This window comes from Cupriavidus sp. FW305-F7, assembly GCF_058782875.1.
In genome coordinates this window covers 177,342-199,122 of sequence record NZ_JBYSYC010000010.1, presented here as the reverse complement: position 1 = coordinate 199,122, position 21,781 = coordinate 177,342, and the positions used below count along the sequence as shown (strand labels likewise).

Here is a 21,781-nt window from a genome sequence, read left to right as displayed (position 1 = left end):
GCTGGTTTTCGTCTTGCGTGGCATACATGCTCCTTATCGACATGTTATGCCCTAAACACAAAATTTCTGACAGGTCCGGCTACGCCGGCGAAACAGCCACGCATGCCAAGGGCGACAAGCGACCGCATGGCGCACAACCCAAGCCCACCTCAATCCGCCAACTCACTCCACCCTTGCTCACCCCCCAACCCGGGCAATAGTCGCACCACATATTCATGCAACCGCGACAATTCAAACGCAATCCCATCCGGAAACCCCTGCCGCCCACCCCGCTTATCGATCAGCAACTCAACCAGGAAAGCATGCAGAGCCGCCGGATTGGCAGCAAGCGCAGCCAACTGGTTGCCGATGCGTGCATATCGGCGGCATAGCTCCACGGGGCGCGCCTCGGCCGGCAGCGACGCCAGCCACCGCATGGCGACATCTGAAAGCAAGGTATCTTCCGGCGACGGCGCTCGCCGCACGCCGCTCCAGTCAGGCTCGGCTTGCAATGGCGGCGCACCGTCCAGTACCTTCTTTGCTTCCTCAACGGTGACGAATTCAAAAGAGAGGGGTTCCATGCCGGCTCCGGAATCAGACCAACGCGCACCGCTGCGCATTAACTCGCATTCTAGCGATTACGGCGCCTCGCAGGCTATCTTGACAGCCATGCCAGCCTCAGCCTTCGTGCGCCTTCTTCGCTAGCGCCTGTCAGCGCGCGGGGCATCCGGTCTCCCATGCGGGGACGAGCGCGCCGTCGCGCGCGAAGCGGAACTGGCCGTCGAGGTAGCCCAGGCCGAACAGCGTCAGCACCTGCGTGTAGTAGCCGGGCTGGCCGGTCTGCGTATCCACGCGTTCGGGCGGGAAGCCCTTGGCCGCCACGTAGTCCGCCAGCGGCGTGAAGGCGCGCAGCAGAGCGGCGCGCTGGGGCGCGTCGCTGGCCAGCATGCCGGCCCACAGGTAGACGCGGATCGCGTTGTAGGCGCTTTCGGCTTGCGTTTGCGCATCGGGCAGGAAGCCCCGCCCGGTCTCGTATTCCACCCAGTCCGGCGAGAAGCCGCGCGGTGCGGTGTCCAGCATCAGCCTGGCCGAACTGGCCACCAGTTGCTGCCAGGCCGGTTCATCGGGCAGCAACGTGGCCAGCCGGCGCATGACCTGCATCGGCACGTAGCTTGGGTTGAGGCGCCAGCGGCGCTCGCTCAGCTTGAATCCCTGCGTTCCGGGCAACACGGTGCGGCCCAGGCCTGGCAGCACCGCCGTTTCCTCGCGCAGGATGCGCCGGGCCATCAGCGTGCCGAGCGCGGTGAAGCGCCGCTCCTGCCAGAGCCGGCCGGCCTCCAGCAGGGTGTAGGCGAGCCACAGGTCGGCGTCCGAGGCCGGGTTGGCATCGATCACGCCCCAGCTGTCCGCGGCCTTGCCGGCAGACCTGGCCTGCTCCGGCGGCAGCCGTCCCCAGATCCAGGCCGGCAGGTGCGCGATCAGGTCCCCCTGAGCGAGGTTGTTCTCGGTCCACGCAAGCAGCTTGTCGAAGCTGGCGCGGTCATTGGCGGCGAGGGCAAATAACAGGCCGTAGGCCTGGCCTTCAGACACCGTGGCCTGGTTCTCGGTACTGGCGTCGATCACGCGGCCGTCGGCGCTCAGCAGGGTTTGCCTGAAGGCATCCCAGTCCGCCCACTTGCAGACCGGGGCGCTGGCAGCCGGGGCGGCCAGCGAGGCACAGGCCAGCGCACCGGCGAGCAGCCATCGGGTCAGGCCCGTCAGCGTGCGCCGCATGTCAGCGCCCGTTGCGCCGTGCCGCCAGCCACGAGGCGGAAGGCAGTGCGCCGTGACGGCGACCAGGAGCGGAGCGGGGCGGATCATATGCAGGATGCGGGTTCTTAGCATGCGTCCGGTTACAGGTGCCGCGCCGGCGAGGGCGTGGTGGCTGCGCTGCGCACGGATTTACCGGGAATTTCGAGCCATGTCCCGGCTCCGCCCGGCAGATACCCTGATCGCCACCTGCACTGCAACTCGGAGCAATGTTCAAGCCTGTGCGGGGCAGTGTAGACCTAGAAAGCACCGCGCGAGCCACATTTCCACCGGGTCTAAAAAAAGATTCAGGGGTGATATAGAAAAGCAGAAACGCCGCCCCTGGCAAGGGGGCGGCGTTTGCGGTTGGCAAACCGGCCGCTTCAGGCTACCTGTTGGCGGCGCAGCGGCAACCGCCTCACCCGCAGGTTCCGTCGGCCACGCACACGCCGCGCGCCACCATCTCGCCCATGAAGTCCATGGAAGCCTGGTCGGCAATCGCGTCGCGCAGCGCATCCAGCGCGGCATCATGGGGATCGCTGGCATTGCCGGCCTCGAGCGGCGTGTCATGCCAGCGCCGAGGTACGGCAGCGGGGTCGATATCGACCCCGGCTCCTGTTGCCAGCGCCGCCAGCACGGAGGACTCCGCTTCGGCCATGGCGTCGGCAGACAGGTCCCTGGCGCGCCCCTGTCCGAAACTGTCGAATGCCTGGCCCGGCGGCCCGCCCAGCAGCTTCCACAACGCCAGTTCGGTCAGCGGCGAGCAGTTCACGGTGCGCCCGCCCAGCACCAGGCCATGCAGCCGCAGGGGGTTCGGCTCGCCCTGCGCGAGTCCGCCCTCGCAGCGCACCATCAGCGCCCCGCCCGGCACCCGGGCCAGGCGGAATGCGCCCTTTGCATCGGTGCTTGCGTTGCGTACTTGTCCTTGCGCATCACGCAACTGCACGGTAGCGCCTGCCAGCGCGGCCCCGACCGCAGCCGTGCCGCTCACTTCCGGCACATGGTCATCCCCGCATGCTGCGACAGCCGCGACCCCGCATGCGAGCACGAGGTGGCGCCAGGATCGAAGGTCCTTGCCCATGGTTGCTCCGCCTAAGGTGCCAGGGTGGCCAGCTCGCGGCGCGAGCGGTTGAACAGGCCGCGCGCCAGCGGCGTCGGGCGGAAGTCAACGTCAAGCGGCGAGATCGTGATGAACTTGGCCAGGAAGGCCGGCGTCTCGGCAATCCGCGCCAGCGCTGCCAGTTCGGTCTCCGGCGCGCCCACGTCGATCGATACCGTGTTGTCGGCATTGCGCTTGTAGGCGGTGGTAAAGGAATCCACCGTGCCAGGCGTGGTCAGGCGCACGCCGGCAGGGGTTCCGCCGGCGACGATCGGGTAGTTGATGCTCAGCGGGTGGGCCACCGGCAGCAATGGCTGGCCGGCAGTGCGCGTGGCTTCCAGGCTGGCAATTACGCGGGCCAGGAAGGCCCCGGCCTTGGGGAACGCAGCCACGGTGCTGCCGAAGCCGGTGCGTGCTTCGGCAAAGTCCACGCCGACGCTCAGCGCAATGCCGGGCACACCGCGGCGCGCGGCGAACAGCACGTTCATCACCGTGCCCGAGTGCGGGATGGAGTCCGACAGGTTCTCGCCGAAATTGGCCCCGGAGACGACCAGGTCCGGCACGAAGCTGCTTTCCGGTCCGACGATCTTCAGGCCCATGGCGGTGGCGTCCACCGGCGAGCCGCTGCCCAGGTAGTCCGGGTTGGTGGCATTGAGCGCGCTGCCCGCGACAAAGGTGGTCTTGACCCGGTGCACGCAGAACGTGTCGGCGCTGCCGGCGAGCGGATCGACCACCAGCCGGGTGCGCCCGTCGGGCACGGCATAGGCAGCGCCCGAGCCGCTCTGGTTGCTGGCCGGGCCTACCGTGATGACGCGGTGGCCGGCGTCCTGCAGGGCCTTGCGGACCGCGCTGATGCCAGGCGCGGCGCAGCCGTCGTCATTGGTCAGCAGCACATTGAGTGCCTGGGCGGGGCTGGCCGCGGCGGCCAGTGCGGCGGCCGCGATACCGAGGGAAGCGAGCCGCAGGCAGGCGCGAAGTCGAAGCATGGGAACCTGTCTCCTTATTCTTATGCGTGGTGCAAGCAGTGCCCGGCCGCGCAGCGGCGCCGCCAGGCTTGATGGAAGCCGGGGCGGCACCGTCACGGCACCAGCAGGCCCCGTTTGCGCGCCAGCGTGATCGCCGTATCCTCGATCATGTCCTCCTGCCCGCCCACCAGCCGCTGCCGGCCGAGCTCGACCAGGATCTCGCGCGCGGGAATGCGGTACTTGGCCTCGGCGCGCTTGGCGAACAGCAGGAAGGACGAATACACGCCGGCATAGCCCAGCGTGAGCGCGTCGCGGTCGATGCGGATGGGGTGGTCCATGATCGGCACCACCAGGTCCTCGGCCACGTCGGCGATGCGGTATACGTCGACGCCGGTCTCGATGCCCGTGCGCTCGCACACGGCCACCAGCACTTCCATCGGCGTATTGCCGGCACCGGCGCCCAGTCCCGCGGCGGCGGCGTCGATGCGGCTGGCGCCGCAGGCAATCGCGGCGAGCGAATTGGCCACGCCCATGGCAAGGTTGTGGTGGCCGTGGAAGCCCAGCTCGGTCTCGGGGCGCAGCGCCTGCCGCACGGCGCCCAGCTTCTCGGTTACATCGTGCGGCAGCATGTGCCCGGCCGAGTCGGTGATATACAGGCAGTTGGCACCATAGCTTTCCATCAGCAGCGCCTGCTGCACCAATGTCTGCACCGGTGCCATGTGCGCCATCATCAGAAAGCCCACGGTATCCATGCCCAGCTTGCGCGCCATGCCGATATGCTGCTCCGAGACATCGGCTTCGGTGCAGTGGGTGGCGACGCGGATGGTATGCACGCCGATCTCATGCGCCATGCGCAGGTGGTCGACGGTGCCGATGCCGGGCAGGAGCAGCGCGGAGACGCGCGCCTGCTTCAGTTCGCCCAGCACCGCGCGCAGGTATTCCTCATCGCTGTGCGCGGGGAAGCCGTAGTTGACCGAGGCGCCGCCCAGGCCATCGCCGTGGGTGACCTCGATCAGCGGCACGCCGGCGGCGTCCAGCCCGCGGGCGATGCCTTTCATCTGTTCCAGCGAGATCTGGTGGCGCTTCGGGTGCATGCCGTCGCGCAGGGTCATGTCGTGCAGGGTGATGCGTTGGACCATGGCTGGCTCCTCAGGCGTTGGCGGTTTCTTGCGCGCTGCCGGCGCGCATGGCGGCGGCGATGCACTCGGCGGTGCGGGCGGCCGAGGCGGTCATGATGTCCAGGTTGCCGGCATACTTGGGCAGATAGTCGCCCAGGCCCTCGACCTCCAGGAAGATCGAGACGCGCTTGCCGTCGAACACCGGGCCGTTCTTCAGCGTGTAGCCGGGCACGTACTTGCGCACTTCGGCAATCATGTCGTGCACCGAGGCGGTAATCGCGGCAACGTCGGGCGCATCGTCGGTCAGGCAGTGGATGGTGTCGCGCATGATCAGCGGCGGCTCGGCCGGGTTGATCACGATGATGGCCTTGCCCTGGCGCGCGCCGCCGACGGCTTCGATCGCGCCCGCCGTGGTGCGCGTGAACTCGTCGATATTGCGGCGCGTGCCGGGCCCGACCGAGCGCGACGACACCGTTGCCACGATCTCGCCATAGGCCACCGGCTGCACGCGCGATACCGCGTACACCATGGGGATGGTGGCCTGCCCGCCGCACGTGACCATATTGACGTTCATCTCGTTGCTGCCGATATGGGCGTCCAGGTTGACCGGCGGCACGCAGAACGGCCCGATCGCCGCCGGCGTCAGATCGATCACGCGCACGCCGCGCGCGGTCAGCTTGGCCGAGTGCTCGGCATGGACGTAGGCGGAGGTGGCATCGAAGGCGATGCGGATATCGTCGGCCTCCAGGTGCGGCAGCAGGCCGTCGATGCCGTCGCTGGTGGTCTTCAGCCCCAGCTCGCGCGCGCGCGCCAGGCCTTCGGAGGACGGCTCCACGCCGACCATCCAGACCGGTTCCAGGATGTCGCTGCGGCGCAGCTTGTAGAGCAGGTCGGTGCCGATATTGCCGGGCCCGATCAGGGCACATCGGATCTTGTTCATGGGGTCTCGCTTGGCAGAGTCAGGAAGTCAGGAAAGTCAGGAAGTCAGCAGAACATGGCGCTGCAGCCGCCGATGCCGGTGATATGCATGGACAGCCGGTCGCCCGCCTGCACCGGAATCAGCGCCGCCAGCGAACCCGACAGGATGGTCTCGCCGGCCAGCAGGGGAATGCCGAAGCTGCCCAAGGTGTTGGCCAGCCACGCCACCGCGTCGGCGGGATGCCCCAGCGCGGCGCTGCCAAGTCCGGTGGCCACGCACTCGCCGTTCTTCTCGAGGGTCATCGCGCATGCGCCCAGGTCCAGCGCGTGCGGGCAGACGCGTTCCTCGCCGAGCACATAGACGCCGCAAGAGGCGTTGTCGGCGACGGTGTCCTCGATGCGGATGCGCCAGTCCCGGATGCGCGAATCCACGATCTCGAAGCAGGCTGCCACCGCTTCGGTGGCGTCGAGCACATCGTCGCGCGTCACGCCCGGGCCGCGCAGGTCGCGCCGCAGGAAGAAGGCAATCTCGCCCTCGGCGCGCGGCTGGATCAGGGTATCGGTGGGGATGGGCTGCCCGGCTGCGTACTGCATGCTCTGCAGCAGGATGCCGAAGTCCGGCTGGTGCACGTCCAGCATCTGCTGGACGGCCTCGCTGGTCACGCCGATCTTCTTGCCGGTGATGCAGTCGCCGGCCGCTAGCCGGTGGGCGATAAAGCCTTGCTGGATGCGATAGGCAGCGTGGACGTCGAGCCCCAGTCCGCGGCCGCTGAGCGGCGGCACCGGCGAGCGCGTGACCAGCGCATGGTGGAGTTCATTGCTGAGCGTGGTGATCAGGTCGGCGTTCATGGCAGGGGAGGTCGGGCCGCGCTGCCGCGGCGGCAGCGCGCCGCGGCAGTTCGGGTCAGGACAAAGGTCAGAACGAATACTTGGCGTTGAAGGCTACGTAGTCGCGGTCAGCCAGCGGACGGTTGGCGATGTTGGCCCCGCCGATGAACGCGGCGTAGGTCAGGTTGAGCTCCAGGTTGTTCAGGTACTTGAAGGTCAGCCCGACGCTGGCGCGCTTGTCGCCATAGCCCATCAGCGTGCCGAAGGCGCCGGCCACCGCAGACTGGCCGCTGAACTGCTGAGCGTAGGTGAGTGGCACTGACATGTCCCAGCCATCGAACACATTGTTGTAGGTCAGCGACCAGCCCACCTGGAACGCCGCCGAGTTGCGGGTGTTCGACAGCTTGCCGAAGCCCATCACCGGGTCCACGCCCAGCACGTGCAGGTAGGCGACTTCGCCCAGCAGCGTCTGCGAGTCGGCCAGGAAGGTCGGGCCCACCGAGTAGATGGCAGAGAGCTGGCCCTGCAGTGCCCGGCCGCGTGTCGCGGTGGGCGAGCCGGCCACGTCTACCAGCATCGGCACGCCGTCCTTGTAGCTGACTTCACCGGCAACGTTGGCGCCCAGCACCTGCGTGGAGAAGCTGGCGCCGGTCAGGTTGATGCCGCCGTAGAACTTCTGCTGGTACTGCAGCGTGGGGAAGAGCGAGGTGACCACGCTCGGGTTCTTGTCGTGATAGCGCAGCTGGTAGAGCCCGATCTCGGTGCTTTCAAATACGCGGAAGCGCGCGCCCACGCCCCATTGCCCCCAGTCGGAGGGGCGGATATCCGGGCCGCGCGGGATATTGAAGCCGGGTCCGATAATGAACTCCGCGCCCGGGCCGACCACGTCGGAGGTGCTGAAATAGCTGCCCGGCGCGAAGATCTGGTTCGGCTTGTAGGTGAACTGGTAATAGCCCATCACGCTGAATGCCGGCGTGACCTGCAGCTGCAGCGAAGCCTGTGGCACCGGCAGCAGGATGTCCTTGACCTCGGCCCCCGGCACGAAGGCCTTGGTCGCATCGGCAGGCCCTTGCGCGCCGGCGATATTGGCGAAGAACAGGCTCTCGCCCCAGGCGACCACCTGGTTGCCCAGCTTGAAGCTCAGCTGCGTGTCGCCGATCGGCGTCGCGCCATAGACATAGGCATCGAGCAGTTGCGCGCGGTGCTCGTGATAGTCCTGCGCGGAACCGGTGAACTGGTTGAACGGGCCGCTGTGGTTGACCGTGAACGGCGCATTGTTCGAGTTGGTGCCGCTATAGGCCCAGTCCTGGAACACGCTGCCGCGCACCAGTGCCCCGAAGGCATCGTGCTTGACATGCGCTTCGCCCAGCAGCGAGACGCGGTTGGCGATCATGTCGCCGCGCTTGAAGTTGCGGTTGCCGTCGTCGCCGTTGATATTGGCCGGGCTCAGCAGCGTGTTGCTCTGGTGGCCGGTGCGCACCGCCGCCCCGTAGGAGGCGGTGACGCTGTAGTCGAGCGTGGTGTCATGGCCAAGATCGATGGTTTCGCCCGCCCTGGCCGGCGTTGCAAGCAGCGCGGCCAGTGCCGCCGCGGCAGCGATTGGCCGCAGCCGGTTGCGGCGTTTCAGTGGGCCGGATGGTGGATGGTGCATGGTGGTCTCCCCGTGGTGTCGGTGTTGGTTCATTGCCTGGCACTTCGAATGGCGCTCGCCTGGTCGCAAGCGTAGAGAGGGGCGGCCATGCACAAATCGGCAGAACGGACTAGGCGGTTTCCCTACGGGCGGTAGCCGCTCAGCTGCGATTGAGCGAAGCCGCGTCGAGGAAGGCCGGGCGCTCGCCGCCACCGTCGATCACAAGGTTGGCGCCCGACACGTACGACGCCTGAGGCGATGCCAGGAACAGGCACGCGCCGGCGATGTCGTCCGGGTGCGCGAGCCGGCCCAGCGGCACCGTCGCGGCCATGGTGCGCAACGCCTCGGGGTCGCCGTAGTGCTGCTGCTGCGAGGTGTCGGTCAGCACCATGCCCGGGCTGACCGCGGCAACGCGCACCTTGGGCGCCCATTCCACCGCGAGCGTGCGCACCGCATTGAGGATGCCGGCCTTGGCGGCGCCGTAGGCCGCCGTGCCGGGCGAAGGACGCAGCGCGCTGACGCTGCCCACGAACAGCTGCGTGCCGCCGCCGGCCTGTTGCTGCATGCGTGCATTGGCGCGCTGCGCGAGCTGCAGCGGCGCCACCAGGTTGAGCCGGATCACCGATTCCAGCAGCCGTGGCGAGGCCTCCGCGACCAGCGCGAACGGCGAGCCGCCGGCGTTGTGGATGACCACGTCGAGCGTGGGGCTGGCCTGCGCGATCTGCGCCAGCATGGCATCGGCCTGTTCGATGTCGCGGATGTCCGCCGGGATGAAGCGGGCGCTGCGGCCATCCGCGGCCGGCAGTTCGCTGTCGTCAGCGGGCGCGGTGCGGCCGCATACGAAGACCTGCGCGCCGGCGCGCAGGAAGGCCTCGCCGATGGCGCGGCCGATGCCGCGCATGCCGCCCGTGACCAGCACAGTCTGGCCGGTGTAGTTGAATCCTGTCATGGGTCCCCCTTGATGCATGGAGCACCCATCGTAGGAGAAGTGGCAGTCCGGCTCGTAGTCCGAATGAACGATGCCCGCGCTGGCGGCGCTGCGCAATATGCTGGGCAAACCACGGGAGACGCCCTCATGTCCGCTACGTCACAGCACACGCCTTTGTCCCCACACCCGAACCTGCCGGTCGGGCGCTTCACCACCACGTCAACGGGCCTGCGCCTGCACTGCCTGGACTCCGGCAGCGGCGAGCCGCTGGTCTTTATCCACGGCAGCGGGCCGGGCGCGAGCGGGCACAGCAACTTCCGCCACAACGCGCCGGCCTTCGCCGAGGCGGGCTTTCGCACCGTGGTGGTGGACCTGCCCGGGTATGGCCTGTCGTCCAAGCCAGACGATGTCGAGTACACCCTGGACTTCTTCGTCGCCGCGCTGCGTGAGCAGTTGCTGGCACTGGGGCTGCCGCGCTGCGTGCTGGTGGGCAATTCGCTTGGCGGGGCCATCGCGCTGCAGTACGCGCTGGACTTCCCGGAGCATGTCAGCCGCCTGGTGATGATGGCGCCCGGCGGCGTGGAAGAGCGGGAGACCTATTTCCAGATGGAGGGAATCCAGCGCATGGTGTCGCTGTTTACCGGCGGCCACATGAACCCGGACACCATGCGGCAGCTGCTGCAACTGCTGGTGCATGACGCCAGCCTGGTCACCGACGCGCTGGTCGACGAGCGCATGGCGGTGTGCAGCGAGCAGCCGCGCGAGGTGCTGGCCACCATGAAGGTGCCCAACCTGACCGCGCGGCTGGGCGAGATCCGGTGCCCGGTGCTTGGCTTCTGGGGCACGGAGGATCATTTCAATCCTGCCTCGGGCGCCACCAAATTCCTGGCCGGCTGCGCCGACGCGCGCTTCGTCATGATCAACCGCTGCGGCCACTGGGTGATGGTTGAGCACGCCGCCTATTTCAACCGTGAATGTCTCGGCTTCCTGGCGGATACCGCCCAGGGCGGCGCGGCATAATTGGCTCGCACGCCCACACAACAAGACCCAGGAGACATCATGGAATACCCGTATAGCCTGTTCGACCTGCGTGGCGAGGTTGCAGCCATCACCGGTGCCGCGCGCGGCATCGGCGCGGAAACCGCCCGCGTGCTGGCAGCTGCCGGCGCGAAGGTCGCGGTGCTTGACGTACTAGAAGCCGACGGCAAGGCGACCGCGGAAGCCATCTGCGCCGAGGGCGGCGAGGCCGCGTTCTGGAAGCTCGACGTCACCAGCGAAAGCGACGTGGCGCGCGTGTTCGCGGAGATCGCGGCGTGCTTTGGCGGCCTTGGCATCCTGGTGAACAACGCCGGCATCGAAGGGCCCAATGCGCCGACCCATGAGCTGGCGCTGGAGCAATGGCAGCAGGTCATGGCAGTGAACGTGACCGGCACCTTCCTGTGCACCAAGCACGCCATCGGGCACATGGAGCGCACCGGCGGCGGCGCCATTGTCAACGTGTCGTCGATGTACGGCATCGCCGGTGGGCCGGACGTGCCGCCTTATCACGCGTCCAAGGCCGCGGTGCGGATGATGGCCAAGACCGATGCCATGCTCTACGCCGGCAAAGGAATTCGCGCCAACTCCATCCATCCCGGCTATATCCGCACGCCGATGCTCGAACACGTGGCCCAGGCCTCGGGGCAGAGCGAGGCGCTGTTTGACTACCTGGGCGGGCAGACTCCCGCGGGCAAGGTGGGCCAGCCGCGCGACATCGCCGCGGGCATCCTGTACCTCGTGTCCGACGCCGGGCGCTATGTCACCGGCGCCGAGCTGGTGATCGACGGCGGCTACACCGCACGCTAGAACCACAAGGAGAACTCCATGCCCGATAGCGCCGCGATGAAAGCCACGCTGCTCGCCTATGTCGATCGCTTCAATGCCGGTGACGCGCAGGGCGTTGCCGCGCTCTACGCCGACGATGCCACCGTCGAAGACCCGGTCGGCGCGCAGCCGATCGCCGGTAAGCCGGCCATCCTGGCCTTCTACCAGCACACCACCGCGCTGGGCGCGCGCCTGGAGGTGGTGGTGCCGCCGCGCGGCTCGCACGGCGACTCCGCCGCGCTGACCTTTGCCGTGCGCGCCCGCCTGGAAGGGCGGCCGGCCCGCATCGACGTGACCGACATCATGACGTTCGGCGCGGATGGCCGCATCCGCAGCATGCGCGCCCACTGGGGGCCGGACGACGTGCATTTCCTGTAGGCCGGCCGCGCCCATGGCCCGCCACACCCGCGAGGATGCCGCCGTCACGCGGGCGCGCATCCTGGCCAGCGCGCTGCAGCTGATCCGGCACCGCGGCCTGCATTGCGTCACCGTGGACGACGTGGCTCGCGCCATCGGCATGACGCGCGGGGCCGTCTATGGGCATTTCCATTCCCGCACCGAGTTGCTGGGCGCGCTGCTGTCGTGCGCCGAAGCCGACTTCACCGCCCGCCTCGCGCCGCTGGCGCAGGGCCGCGCCGGCGGCGGGCCAGGCACGCTGGAGCAAGCGCTGGCCGCCTTGCTCCATGGCGATGACCTGGCGCGCCACGTCAGCCTGCTGGCGGCGCTGCTGCAGCACAAGTGCGGCGACGACTGCGAGCTTTGCCCGCTGCGCGCCCGCGTGCTGACGGGCGTCGAGACGCTGCGCGCAACATTCGCTGGCCTGCTGCCGGCCCCCGGCCTGGCCAGCCTGCTGGTGGCGCACCTGTGGGGCCTGCTGAGCGCGCACGCCATGCACCTGGCCCCGTCCGGGCTGTCCGGCTGTGCCGCAGCGCTGGCCCGGCTGTATCAAGGACCTGATGTGCCGCCGCATCCGTCCCTGTCCGCTATCCCTTCCTGTCGACCCGACGCCACTTTCGATCCGGCGCTGCTGCGGGATACCCCCTAGTCTGCTCGGACGAAGAGTTTCGGGCCGGCGCTGACTACGATGCTTTCAAAAGTATGGGAACCCAGCAAGGGTGCGAAGGAGACAGCGATGAAGCGGCTCGGATTTCGTTGGGCGGCGGGCCTGGCCGGTGCCGGCGCCGCGATGGGCGCGGCCTGGGCGATTGCCGTGGGCGGCGACCTTGCCACCGCGCATGGCAGCCAGGGCGAGATGCCCGCTGTCAGCGTGGCCTCCGCCGACGCGGCGCAGGACCACTGCAACGACGCCTGCGTGCGCAGCCGCGGCACCGCGGCGTTGGTGGTGCTGAGCCAGAGACCTCCGCAATGACCGGTCGATCGGCCTGCAGATGCAGGCCGATCGACCAGCATCTGCCTGTCAGCGCCGGCCAGCCTGCCGTTGCGCATTCAGCGCTTCCGCGCGCGCCTTGACGTCCCGTGCCACCTGGTCGAAGCCCTGCTTCACCCAGGCACCGTGCTCGCGCATGATGGTCTCCGCGTTCAGCCCGAGGAACAGGTCAGTGGTGAAGTAGCGGGTGCGCCCGGGTCCGGCGGCTTCCAGGTACTGGTCGCGCCGGGCGGCATCCTTGTTCTCGTCGGTGGGGCGCTGCTCCCACGAGAGCAGGCGCTCCGGCTCCCACGCAACCAGGTACTCGTTGACCGGGATGACCTGGTCGGTGCCCGGGATACGCACCTGCATGTACACCATGTCGCCGAGACGACCGGTGGTCTCCAGCCCCGGGCAGAACGTATTCCATTCCGCGTAGCGCGCAAAGTCGGTCAGCACTTCCCACACCAGCGCTACCGGCGCGTCGATCTCCACCTGGATCGACGTCACGAGATTCTCCGCTTTGGCCATTGGCCCCTCCTTCATGAAAGTCATTGGGAAGGGACACACTAGAGCCGTGCATGTGGGCTTCGCATACCCCGAACGGACGAGTCCGGGTGGACGAAGGCGAAGTCGTCGAGGTCATGCAGATTGAGGCTTGCCCCGAGGGCGCGCTGTCCGGCGGCGGCGGCGCGCGGCGGGGTCTCAGTCTCCAACTGCTGTGAGCTTGGTGCCGGCCATCCGGGATGGCTGGCATTATTTTTGGTTCAACGCCAAACTCCGGGGTGGCGGCGCGGACCTTGAGGAAGAGCAGTCTCTCGCAAACGTCGGGCCGCGCGCAGGCCTACATACTTCAGGAGAACTCATGCTTGACCACGTCAAATTCGGAGTCAGCGACTATGCAGCGAGCAAGGCGTTCTTCCTCAAGGCACTCGAACCGCTCGGCGTAGCTGTTGCCTCGGAGGGGCCGCCAACGTATGGTGTCGAGCTTTGCCCAAAGGGGAAGGCTTCATTGTGCTTGTTCCAGACCGAGGAGAAGCCGGCGCATCTACACCTGGCGTTCACGGCCGAGAATCGCCAGCAAGTCGAAGCTTTCCATCGCGCGGCCCTGGAGGCGGGTGCCAAAGACAATGGTGCGCCTGGTCTGCGCCCGCACTACCACGCCAACTACTACGCAGCGTTCGTCATTGGTCCGGACGGGCACAACATCGAAGTGGTTTGCCACCAACCCGAAGCCTGACCCTTCCATCGAGGGACGATTATTTCCCTTCCGGGTATCCCAGCTTCGGATACCAGTCCGCCCCCCGGCCTTCCGGCGTGGTGTCCAGCAGGGTCCACAGCGGATCCAGGTCCGGCGCGCCGCGCGGGTCCTGACCCGGGTCGGCCGAGAGGGCGTACATCTCGCTGCTCCAGAAATGGCGGATCTTGCCGTCCCGGCGCGTAAAGACCGAGTAGGCGGGGACGTCGGCATCCTCGGCGCTGACATAGTCGCGGGTGAAATCGCCATCCACGTCCGCATAGACCTTCAGCTTGGTCCAGCCTCGTGCCTTCTTGGCGGCGACAAGGCGATCGATGGGTGAGCGGGCGATCATCGCCAGCGCCACGCGCTGCTCGATGTCCGGAACCTTGTGATCCCACGACGCCATCACCGATGTGCACATGGGGCAAGGCTGTTCCCGCTGCGGTCCGAACATATAGCTGTAGATGACCAGGGTGTCCTTGTCGCCGAACAGTTCGGCCAGCGTGACCGGACCGCGTTCTCCCTGGAAGGTATAGCGCTTTGCGACCTCGCCGCCCGCGGGCAGGCCGCGGCGCTGTTCGGCCACGCGCTCGATGTGGCGCCGCAGCTCGATCTCCTCCGCAAGCAACGCATTGCGCGCCTTGCGGTACTCCGCGCTTTCATTGGGAAACCGGACGGGGTTTTGTTGCGCCAGCTCTGTTGAGGGAATGAGTTTTGCAGTGGTGTTCATTTCGGTCCCCCTGCCAGGATAGCTACCGCGAATGGCCAGGAAATGTGATGCCGTCGCGCTGCTACGACATTTCCGCGGCCCTCTCGTAGTTCGTGTCAGCCCGGGCCGAAATGTTCCGCGCCATGCAGGGCCGATGCTGCCTGTCCCTTTCCATTTGAGAAAGGACGGTGGAGAAAGCCGCGATTCCAGCCCGGCCTGCCTTCCCCTCATCATGTCTGTGGCGCAATAGCGCGGCAGATGCCTGCCGCCCTTCGACCGCAGCCCGTCCTTACGCGCCAGTGCGATGAGCCGTGCCTCACATCGGCACGCTGCGGCCGACCCGCAAACCTGGAAGCCATGCAATGAAGATCGTATTCCTGGACCGTTCCACCATCTCGCCGCAGACCACGCTGCGAGCGCTGCCGTTCCCGCATGAGCTTGAACTCTACGGGGAAACGGCTGACGAGGACGTCGCCGCGCGCATTGCCGCCGCGGACGTGGTCATCATCAACAAGGTGAAGCTGGATGCCCGGCAGCTTGAGCAGGCACCGAACCTGAAGCTCATCGCCATCGCGGCAACCGGCACCGATGTCGTCGACCTGCAAGCCTGTGCCGCCCGCGGCATCGTCGTCTCCAACATCCGCAACTATGCCGTCCATACGGTGCCGGAACATACCTTTGCCCTGATCTTCGCGCTGCGGCGAAGCCTGGCCGCCTACCACGATGCGGTCCGGCGCGGCCGCTGGCAGGAATCCGGATCCTTCTGCTTCTTTGACTACACGATCAAGGACTTGCACGGGTCGGTGCTTGGCATCATCGGCGACGGCGTGCTCGGCCAATCGGTGGCCAGGATGGCGAGTGCGCTGGGCATGCGACCGCTGTTTGCGGCCCACAAGGGACGCGAGGGCATGGGCCCGCTCTACACGCCTTTCGACGAGGTGCTGCGTCGTAGCGACATCATCACCTTGCATTGCCCGCTGGTGGCGCAGACACGCAACCTGATCGACGCCGCTGAGTTCTCGAAGATGGAACGGCGTCCGTTGCTGATCAACACCGCCCGAGGCGGGCTGGTCAATGAAGCGGCGCTGGTGGAAGCGCTGCAATCCGGAATGGTGGCCGGGGCCGGCTTTGACGTTGCGACGCAGGAGCCGCCCGGCGCGGAACACCCGTTCCATCAGTTGAAGGATGCGCCGAACTTCATCCTGACCCCGCACGTTGCATGGGCCAGCGACGAGGCCGTGCAAGGCCTGGCCGACCAGCTTATCGACAATATCTGTGCCTTCGCGCAAGGAGCGCCCAGGAACGTGGTGGGCGGATGAGGTGCCCCGCCAACGATGGATGGAGCCCAAAATGAAATCAGCAGGACTCAAGGTGCTGGTTGCGCCTGACTCGTTCAAAGGCAGCCTCTGCGCGACTGAGGTGGCGGATTGCATCCGCGCCGGCATCCGGCGCGCGGTGCCTGGTGCGGATGTCACCGTGGCACCGATTGCCGATGGCGGCGAAGGGACCGCCGAAGTCCTGGCGGCCTCGCTTGTGGGCGTGTGGCAGGAGGTGGTTGCCACCGATGCCAATGGCGTGCCAAAGCCGGTGCGGTACTTCCGCGGCCGGACGCAGGAGTTTGGCGAGCTCGCGATCGTCGAGGTGGCTGAGATTGTCGGCCTTCCGCACGCCCTGGTGGCGCCGGGGCAACGCACGACCAGGGGAATCGGTCATGTCATCCGCGCGATCGCTGAGCAGGGTGTCGATACCATCGTGATCGGACTGGGCGGATCTTCCACCAATGACGCAGGGGCCGGCCTGCTGGCGGAAACCGGTTTTTGCTTTACCGATGCGCAGGGCAACGCATTGTGGCCAACCCTGGATACGCTGGACGCGATCTGCGCCGCAACGTATCTGCAGCCTGCGCAGCTTGGCCGAGTCCGGCTGCTGGGCCTGTCCGACGTCAACAATCCGCTCTGCGGGCCAAACGGTGCGACCTTTGTCTTCGGCCCGCAGAAGGGCGTGCAAGACCTGGCCGCTGCGGATGCCCGGCTGGAGCGGTTTGCAAAGCGATGTGCGGCCGTCGTCGGGCAGGATGTTGCCGATGCGCAAGGCAGCGGCGCTGCCGGCGGCATCGGCTTTTCGTTGCGCCTGCTCGGCGCCGAGATCGTTCCCGGCGCGGACTTTGTGCTGGGAGCTGCCGGCCTCGATGCCGGATTCGGCGCCTTCGACTGGGTCATTACCGGCGAGGGACGGTCCGATGCGCAGACCATGATGGGAAAAGGTCCTGCCATGATCGCGCGCATGGCGCGCCAGGCGGGTGTGCCGGTGACGCTGCTCTCGGGGGCCGTCGAGCCCGATGCCGGGCTGGCCGACGCCTTCGACGGGTGCATCTCGATCCAGCAGGGGCCGGTATCGATCCGCTTTGCGATGGAGCATGCGGCGGCATTGCTTGAGGATGCTGCGTGCCAGCTTGCCCGCCTTTACCTCGCGGCCAGCCGCCAGGAAAACCGCCCGGGCGTATAGCAAAAAAGTCTCCCCACCTGGGGAGACCTTCCACGCATCGACGATACTTAGTCCGCGCGAATATTCGATGCCTTGACCACACGCGACCAGGATGCCAGTTCCTGATCGATGAACTTGCCCAGCTCCTGCGGCCCCATGTAGGCAGCGAAGGCGCCTTGTTCCTCGATCTTCTTCCTGTACGTGTCGCTGGCCACGATCTTCTTCACCTCCTGGGACAAGCGCTCGACGATGGCCGGCGGGGTATTCGCCGGCGCAAACAGTGCAAACCAGGACTCCACCTCATACCCTGGCAGGCCAGCCTCCGCGGTGGTCGGCACATTGGGCATGGAGGGATGGCGCTTCGGTCCGGCATAGGCAAGCGCCTTGATCTTGCCCGCTTGCACATGCCCGATCACGCTGGGCGGGGTCGTGATGAACATGTCGACCTGCCCGCTGATCAGGTCGGTGATCACGGGCCCGGCGCCCTTGTACGGTACGTGCGTCATCGGCACCCTGGTCTGCCGCGCCAGCATCTCGCCGGCGATATGCTGGATCGAACCATTGCCGGACGAGGCATAGAACAGGCCTTTGCCATTGCTTTTGCCGTAGGCGACCAGTTCGGCTATCGATGTCACGGGCAGCTTGCCGCTGACGGCGATGACGTGCGGCGCGCGCATGACCAGCGCCACCGGGACGAAGTTGGACGGCTTCCAGCGGATCTGCGGGAACAGCGCCGGATTGCCGACGTGGTAGCCGGAATACTGGAGCAGCAGCGTATAGCCGTCCGGCGCGGCCCGCGCCACGGCTTCGGTGCCGATATTGCCGCTGGCACCGGGCTTGTTGTCCACCACCACGGGTTGGCCAAGTGCGGCCTGCAGTTGTTCGCCAACCAGGCGGGCCACGATATCGGTGGATCCGGCCGGTGCGCTGGGCACCACCAGGGTGACCGGCTTGCTGGGGTAGGCGTTGGCGCTATGGGCCGGGGCGGCCGCAGCCAGGGCTGCCAGGGCGGCCGCGGCGATCGTCATGCGTTTCATGGGGGTCTCCTCCATCGATTTGTCGGGTTGGCCGATCTTCAGTCGACCAGTTCTGATATCTCGATCAGGTTCAGGTCCGGATCGCGCACGTAGACCGAGCGGATCTTCTGCGTGGCGCCGGTGCGCGCCACAGGTCCTTCGACAATGGGCCACTGGCATCGCTGAAGATGGGCGATGACGCCGTCGAGCGGGACCGAAGCGATAAAGCAGAGATCGAGTGCGCCGGGAACGGGCAGGTGTGCCTTGGGCTCGAACTCGGCGCCGCGCTGGTGGAGATTGATCTTCTGGTTGCCGAAGCGGAAAGCCAGGCGACCGTTGCCGAAGGTTTCAGGCTGCATCTGCATGACTTCGGTATAGAAGTGCCGCGTGGCTTCGAGGTCAACACAGGTGAGCACCAGATGGTCAAGATGATCGATCAGGGACATGATGGTTTCCAGGCAGGTGTCAGGGTTGGAAAGCCCGCTGTTCGGGGATCGCGTCGGCGGCAGGCATCGGATGCAGGTCGAGGCGGCGGCCGGCCTTCAGCAGCTGGCTTGGGACGTCATGGCCGATCAGGCCTGGCAAGCGCGCGGCGGCATCGAGGATGGCCGCCAGGTCGACGCCGGTGTCATAGCCGTCCAGTTCAAGCATATGGACGAGTTCTTCGGTGCAGACATTGCCGGTCGCGCCCGGCGCATACGGGCAGCCACCGAGGCCGCCCAGCGAAGCGTCGAAGCGGTCGATGCCCTGGTCCAGCGCGGCGAGCGTGTTGGCCAGCGCCAGGCCCCGGGTATTGTGGAAATGCAGGGTCAGCGCCAGGCTGGGGAACTGCCGCCGCGCGGCTTCGCACAGCCTGGCGACCTGGGACGGAAACGCCATGCCGGTGGTGTCGCACAGCGTCACGCCGTGAGCCCCCAGGTCAGCGAAGCGCTGCATCCAGCCCAGCACGTTTTCCAGCGGCACGTCGCCTTCCATCGGGCAACCCATTGCGGTCGACAGCGAGATGTTGATCGCGGTCGGCGTCTCCCTCACCACGCGGATGACGTCGGCAAGCTGGGCAAACGATTGCTCGCGCGACATGCGCAGGTTGGTGCGGTTGTGGCTTTCGCTGACCGACATCACCAGGTTGACCTCGTCCACCTGGCAGGAAAGCGCGCGCTCGGCGCCGCGCACATTCGGCACCAGCACCGTGTAGACCACACCCTCGCGCCGCGCGATGCGATGCATCACCGCTTCTGCGTCGCGCAGCGCGGGAATCGCCCTAGGCGAGGTGAAGGAAGTCACCTCGATCCTGGCATAGCCGCATGCGCTCAGGGCGTCGATCAGGGCGACCTTGTCATCGGTCTCGACAAAGCGGGCCTCGTTCTGGAAGCCGTCTCGCGTGGCGACTTCATGTATGTAAACCTTTCTGGCAGTCATGCCGGTCTCCTTGTCAGATAATCCCTGCCGCGCGCCATGCCTCGCGCTGCGCCGCGCCGATGCCAAGGCCTTCCAGCACCGCGTCGGTATGCTGGCCAAGCGCGGGGGCGGGGTTGGGCAGTGCGCCGGGGGTGGCGCTCAGCTTCGGTACGATGCCGGGCAACTGGACGGGTGTGCCGTCCGGCAATTGCGCGTCCAGGATCATGTCGCGCGCGCGGTAGTGCGGATCGCTGGCGATATCGGCGATGTCGTAGATCTTGCCCGCGGGGATGCGGGCGCCATTGAGGGCGTCGAGGGCCGCTTCGAGGCTGCGCTGTGCCGCCCATTCGCCAATGGCGGCGTCGAGCATCGCAACCTGGCTGACCCGGCCGTCGTTATGGGCCAGGGCCGGGTCGTCGCGCAGGTCGGGGCGCTCGATCATATCCATCAGCCGCCTGAAGATGCCATCGCCATTGCCGGCGATCAGCACGTACTTGCCGTCGGCACAGCGGTACGCATTGGTGGGCGCGATGCCGGGAAGACTGCTGCCGGCCGCTTGCCGCACGGTGCCGAACACCGAGTATTCCGGCAACAGGCTCTCCATCATGCTGAACACCGACTCGTACAAGGCCACATCCACGACCTGGCCCTGGCCGCCGTTCTGCTCCCGGTGCCGCAACGCCAGCAGGATGCCGATCACACCGTGCAGGGCGGACAGGGAGTCGCCGATCGATACCCCCACGCGCACCGGGGTGCGGCCCGGCTCGCCGCTCAGGTGGCGCAAGCCGCCCATCGCTTCGCCAATGACGCCGAAGCCCGGCCGGTCGCGATAGGGCCCGGTCTGGCCATAGCCGGACACGCGCAGCATCACCAGCCCGGGGTTGGCCGCCCGCAGGCTGTCCCAACCCAGGCCCCAGTTTTCCAGCGTGCCCGGGCGGAAGTTCTCGATCAGCACGTCGCTTTGCGCGGCCAGCTTGCGCACGACTTCCTGGCCTTGCGCCGTGCGCAGGTCCAGCGTGACGGACTGCTTGTCGCGGGACTGTGCCTCCCACCAGACCGAGGTGCCTTCATGCAACAGCCGCCACTTGCGCAGCGGATCGCCCGTGCCGGGCGGCTCGACCTTGATGACTTCCGCGCCGAACGCCGCCAGCATGCGCGCGGCAAACGGCCCGGCGATCAGTTGCCCCAGTTCCAGGACGCGTACGCCGGCAAGGGGCTTTGACTTGCTTGTTTCCATCTCCATAGCTCCTGCTGTGTGCTGGAGATAGTGGGTCAAAAGCCGTTGCCTGGTAATCGATGGATTCTCAACCGTCCTTTCCTTGCAGGAAAAGGTGGCCCGTGTTGCCGCTAGGGAGCCCCGCGACCGGCACAACCCGCCGCTTTGCCAGCTATCCCAGGCGGATCAAGGCTTGCATTGAGATGCCGGGGGGCGGGCGTGCCATTTGACAAGGCGCGATCGGCTTACTAGCCTTTCCTGACTTTCAACCCGGTCAGCGCGCTTCGCCAGTGCAATACGATGATCAATCCTGCGCATTTCGATCTCCAGTCCCTGCGTGTCTTCCAGCTGGTGGCCCAGTGCGGCGGGCTGACGCAGGCGGCGAACAAGTCACACATGACGCTCTCGGCCCTGAGCAAACGGATCGCGGACCTTGAGCGCACGGTGGGATGCGCACTGTTCCTGCGCGTTCGGCGTGGGCTTGAGCTGACGCCCGCTGGCCATGAGCTGGTCCAGCATGCGCGCATGGTGCTCGACAAGGTCAACCAGATGGCGGGCGAGATGAGCGACTTCGCCACCGGCGTGCGCGGACACGTCAAGGTCTGGGCCAATACGTCAGCCGTGATCCAGTTTCTTCCGCACGACCTGGCAAGCTTCCTCGTCTCGCAGCCGCTGATCAGGATCAGCCTGGAGGAGCGCCTGAGCCAGGACGTGGTGGTGGCGCTACTGTCCGGTGAAACCGATATCGGCGTGTTCGCCGACAACGTGCCGGCTTATGACATCAGGAAGTCCGTCTATCGGCGCGACCGCCTGGTCGTCCTGGTGCCTGCCGGACATCCGCTGGCCGGGCGCTCGGAAGTGAGTTTCGACGAAACCCTGGAGTACGACTTTGTCGGCCTCAACCAGGGCAGCTCGCTGCTGCAGCGTCTGACCGCCGCTGCATCGGCACTGGACAAGGTCGTGCGGCTGAGGATCCAGGTCAGCAGCTTCGATGCGATCTGCCGGATGATCGAGGCGGGGTTGGGCATCGGCGTCCTGCCAGATGGCGCGGTCCGGCCCGAACTGCTGGGTGCCGGGCTGCATGCCGTCTACCTGTCCGACGCCTGGGCATCACGCATTCTCTGGCTGGGCGTGAGGGACGAAGCGGGTCTCCTGCCGGAGGCAAGGACGCTCCTGGAGCATCTGCGCGCAGCGGGGTCGGCCAGCGCGAGTTGTTGATGACATGGATGTGCCGTG

24 protein-coding genes are annotated in these 21,781 nt (G+C 66.9%); 9 read left to right on the top strand and 15 right to left on the bottom strand.

Annotated features, from left to right (window positions below; translation table 11 throughout):
• Positions 1-149: 149 nt before the first annotated feature.
• The 9 genes from AC3WL8_RS12365 to AC3WL8_RS12325 all read right to left on the bottom strand — a co-directional run bounded on the left by AC3WL8_RS12365 (position 150) and on the right by AC3WL8_RS12325 (position 9,274).
• Positions 150-560 (bottom strand): hypothetical protein, encoded by a 411-nt coding sequence (locus tag AC3WL8_RS12365; protein ID WP_013952234.1) that lies wholly within the window; start codon positions 558-560, stop codon positions 150-152.
• Positions 561-690: 130 nt separating this feature from the next.
• Entirely contained in the window at positions 691-1,752 is a 1,062-nt protein-coding gene (bcsZ, locus tag AC3WL8_RS12360) for a cellulose synthase complex periplasmic endoglucanase BcsZ (RefSeq protein WP_041228552.1), read from the bottom strand.
• Positions 1,753-2,185: 433 nt separating this feature from the next.
• Positions 2,186-2,848, bottom strand: a complete 663-nt coding sequence (locus tag AC3WL8_RS12355; protein WP_013952236.1) for a hypothetical protein — start codon at positions 2,846-2,848, stop codon at positions 2,186-2,188.
• An 11-nt stretch (positions 2,849-2,859) separates the two neighbouring features.
• Positions 2,860-3,852, bottom strand: coding sequence for a 5'/3'-nucleotidase SurE (surE, locus tag AC3WL8_RS12350; RefSeq protein WP_013952237.1), 993 nt, complete (start codon positions 3,850-3,852; stop codon positions 2,860-2,862).
• Between the two features lie 92 nt (positions 3,853-3,944).
• Positions 3,945-4,970, bottom strand: coding sequence for a 4-hydroxy-2-oxovalerate aldolase (gene dmpG, locus AC3WL8_RS12345; RefSeq protein WP_013952238.1), 1,026 nt, complete (start codon positions 4,968-4,970; stop codon positions 3,945-3,947).
• A gap of 10 nt (positions 4,971-4,980) precedes the next feature.
• Positions 4,981-5,889: an acetaldehyde dehydrogenase (acetylating) gene (locus AC3WL8_RS12340; RefSeq protein WP_153953864.1), complete on the bottom strand. Its 909-nt coding sequence runs from the start codon at positions 5,887-5,889 to the stop codon at positions 4,981-4,983.
• Positions 5,890-5,933: 44 nt separating this feature from the next.
• Positions 5,934-6,716 carry a 2-oxopent-4-enoate hydratase gene (gene dmpE, locus AC3WL8_RS12335; protein WP_013952240.1) on the bottom strand — a complete coding sequence of 261 codons (783 nt, stop codon included), beginning with the start codon at positions 6,714-6,716 and terminating at the stop codon, positions 5,934-5,936.
• Positions 6,717-6,783: 67 nt separating this feature from the next.
• Entirely contained in the window at positions 6,784-8,346 is a 1,563-nt protein-coding gene (locus AC3WL8_RS12330) for a DUF1302 domain-containing protein (protein WP_013952241.1), read from the bottom strand.
• Between the two features lie 139 nt (positions 8,347-8,485).
• Positions 8,486-9,274, bottom strand: coding sequence for an SDR family oxidoreductase (locus AC3WL8_RS12325; protein ID WP_153953863.1), 789 nt, complete (start codon positions 9,272-9,274; stop codon positions 8,486-8,488).
• A gap of 126 nt (positions 9,275-9,400) precedes the next feature.
• Here AC3WL8_RS12325 and AC3WL8_RS12320 point away from each other — a divergent pair, with 126 nt between their 5' ends.
• The 5 genes from AC3WL8_RS12320 to AC3WL8_RS12300 all read left to right on the top strand — a co-directional run bounded on the left by AC3WL8_RS12320 (position 9,401) and on the right by AC3WL8_RS12300 (position 12,485).
• Positions 9,401-10,273, top strand: coding sequence for an alpha/beta fold hydrolase (locus tag AC3WL8_RS12320; RefSeq protein WP_492378317.1), 873 nt, complete (start codon positions 9,401-9,403; stop codon positions 10,271-10,273).
• Positions 10,274-10,312: 39 nt separating this feature from the next.
• A complete protein-coding gene (locus AC3WL8_RS12315; RefSeq protein WP_013952244.1) occupies positions 10,313-11,098 on the top strand; it encodes an SDR family NAD(P)-dependent oxidoreductase in 786 nt (261 codons plus the stop codon).
• A gap of 18 nt (positions 11,099-11,116) precedes the next feature.
• Positions 11,117-11,494 (top strand): nuclear transport factor 2 family protein, encoded by a 378-nt coding sequence (locus AC3WL8_RS12310; protein ID WP_013952245.1) that lies wholly within the window; start codon positions 11,117-11,119, stop codon positions 11,492-11,494.
• A 13-nt stretch (positions 11,495-11,507) separates the two neighbouring features.
• Positions 11,508-12,161, top strand: coding sequence for a TetR family transcriptional regulator (locus tag AC3WL8_RS12305; protein WP_492378316.1), 654 nt, complete (start codon positions 11,508-11,510; stop codon positions 12,159-12,161).
• A gap of 87 nt (positions 12,162-12,248) precedes the next feature.
• The gene (locus AC3WL8_RS12300; RefSeq protein WP_013952247.1) at positions 12,249-12,485 is read left to right on the top strand and encodes a hypothetical protein; all 237 of its coding nucleotides are present in this window, start codon (positions 12,249-12,251) and stop codon (positions 12,483-12,485) included.
• 48 nt (positions 12,486-12,533) lie between these two features.
• Here the strand turns inward: AC3WL8_RS12300 and AC3WL8_RS12295 are convergent, their stop codons facing one another.
• Complete coding sequence (locus AC3WL8_RS12295) at positions 12,534-13,013, bottom strand: SRPBCC domain-containing protein (protein ID WP_013952248.1); 480 nt, start codon at positions 13,011-13,013, stop codon at positions 12,534-12,536.
• A gap of 334 nt (positions 13,014-13,347) precedes the next feature.
• Between AC3WL8_RS12295 and AC3WL8_RS12290 the strand changes: the two genes are divergently transcribed.
• On the top strand, positions 13,348-13,722 hold the full coding sequence (locus tag AC3WL8_RS12290) for a VOC family protein (protein WP_492378315.1): 375 nt from the start codon (positions 13,348-13,350) through the stop codon (positions 13,720-13,722).
• A gap of 19 nt (positions 13,723-13,741) precedes the next feature.
• On the opposite strand, the gene AC3WL8_RS12285 is transcribed toward AC3WL8_RS12290, so the two are convergent.
• Complete coding sequence (locus tag AC3WL8_RS12285) at positions 13,742-14,452, bottom strand: DUF899 domain-containing protein (protein WP_013952251.1); 711 nt, start codon at positions 14,450-14,452, stop codon at positions 13,742-13,744.
• 341 nt (positions 14,453-14,793) lie between these two features.
• Here AC3WL8_RS12285 and AC3WL8_RS12280 point away from each other — a divergent pair, with 341 nt between their 5' ends.
• Positions 14,794-15,750, top strand: coding sequence for a D-2-hydroxyacid dehydrogenase (locus tag AC3WL8_RS12280; protein WP_013952252.1), 957 nt, complete (start codon positions 14,794-14,796; stop codon positions 15,748-15,750).
• 31 nt (positions 15,751-15,781) lie between these two features.
• On the top strand, positions 15,782-16,936 hold the full coding sequence (locus tag AC3WL8_RS12275; RefSeq protein ID WP_492378314.1) for a glycerate kinase: 1,155 nt from the start codon (positions 15,782-15,784) through the stop codon (positions 16,934-16,936).
• Positions 16,937-16,983: 47 nt separating this feature from the next.
• Here AC3WL8_RS12275 and AC3WL8_RS12270 read toward each other — a convergent pair whose 3' ends face one another.
• From AC3WL8_RS12270 to AC3WL8_RS12255, 4 genes are read right to left on the bottom strand one after another with little or no spacing between them, the layout of a single operon-like run.
• Complete coding sequence (locus tag AC3WL8_RS12270) at positions 16,984-17,952, bottom strand: Bug family tripartite tricarboxylate transporter substrate binding protein (protein WP_013952255.1); 969 nt, start codon at positions 17,950-17,952, stop codon at positions 16,984-16,986.
• A 38-nt stretch (positions 17,953-17,990) separates the two neighbouring features.
• Positions 17,991-18,377: a VOC family protein gene (locus AC3WL8_RS12265; protein WP_153953858.1), complete on the bottom strand. Its 387-nt coding sequence runs from the start codon at positions 18,375-18,377 to the stop codon at positions 17,991-17,993.
• Positions 18,378-18,396: 19 nt separating this feature from the next.
• Positions 18,397-19,350 carry a hydroxymethylglutaryl-CoA lyase gene (locus AC3WL8_RS12260; RefSeq protein ID WP_013952257.1) on the bottom strand — a complete coding sequence of 318 codons (954 nt, stop codon included), beginning with the start codon at positions 19,348-19,350 and terminating at the stop codon, positions 18,397-18,399.
• A 13-nt stretch (positions 19,351-19,363) separates the two neighbouring features.
• Positions 19,364-20,566, bottom strand: a complete 1,203-nt coding sequence (locus AC3WL8_RS12255; RefSeq protein ID WP_013952258.1) for a CaiB/BaiF CoA transferase family protein — start codon at positions 20,564-20,566, stop codon at positions 19,364-19,366.
• A 279-nt stretch (positions 20,567-20,845) separates the two neighbouring features.
• Here AC3WL8_RS12255 and AC3WL8_RS12250 point away from each other — a divergent pair, with 279 nt between their 5' ends.
• Positions 20,846-21,763: a LysR family transcriptional regulator gene (locus tag AC3WL8_RS12250; RefSeq protein WP_013952259.1), complete on the top strand. Its 918-nt coding sequence runs from the start codon at positions 20,846-20,848 to the stop codon at positions 21,761-21,763.
• Positions 21,764-21,781 lie beyond the last annotated feature (18 nt).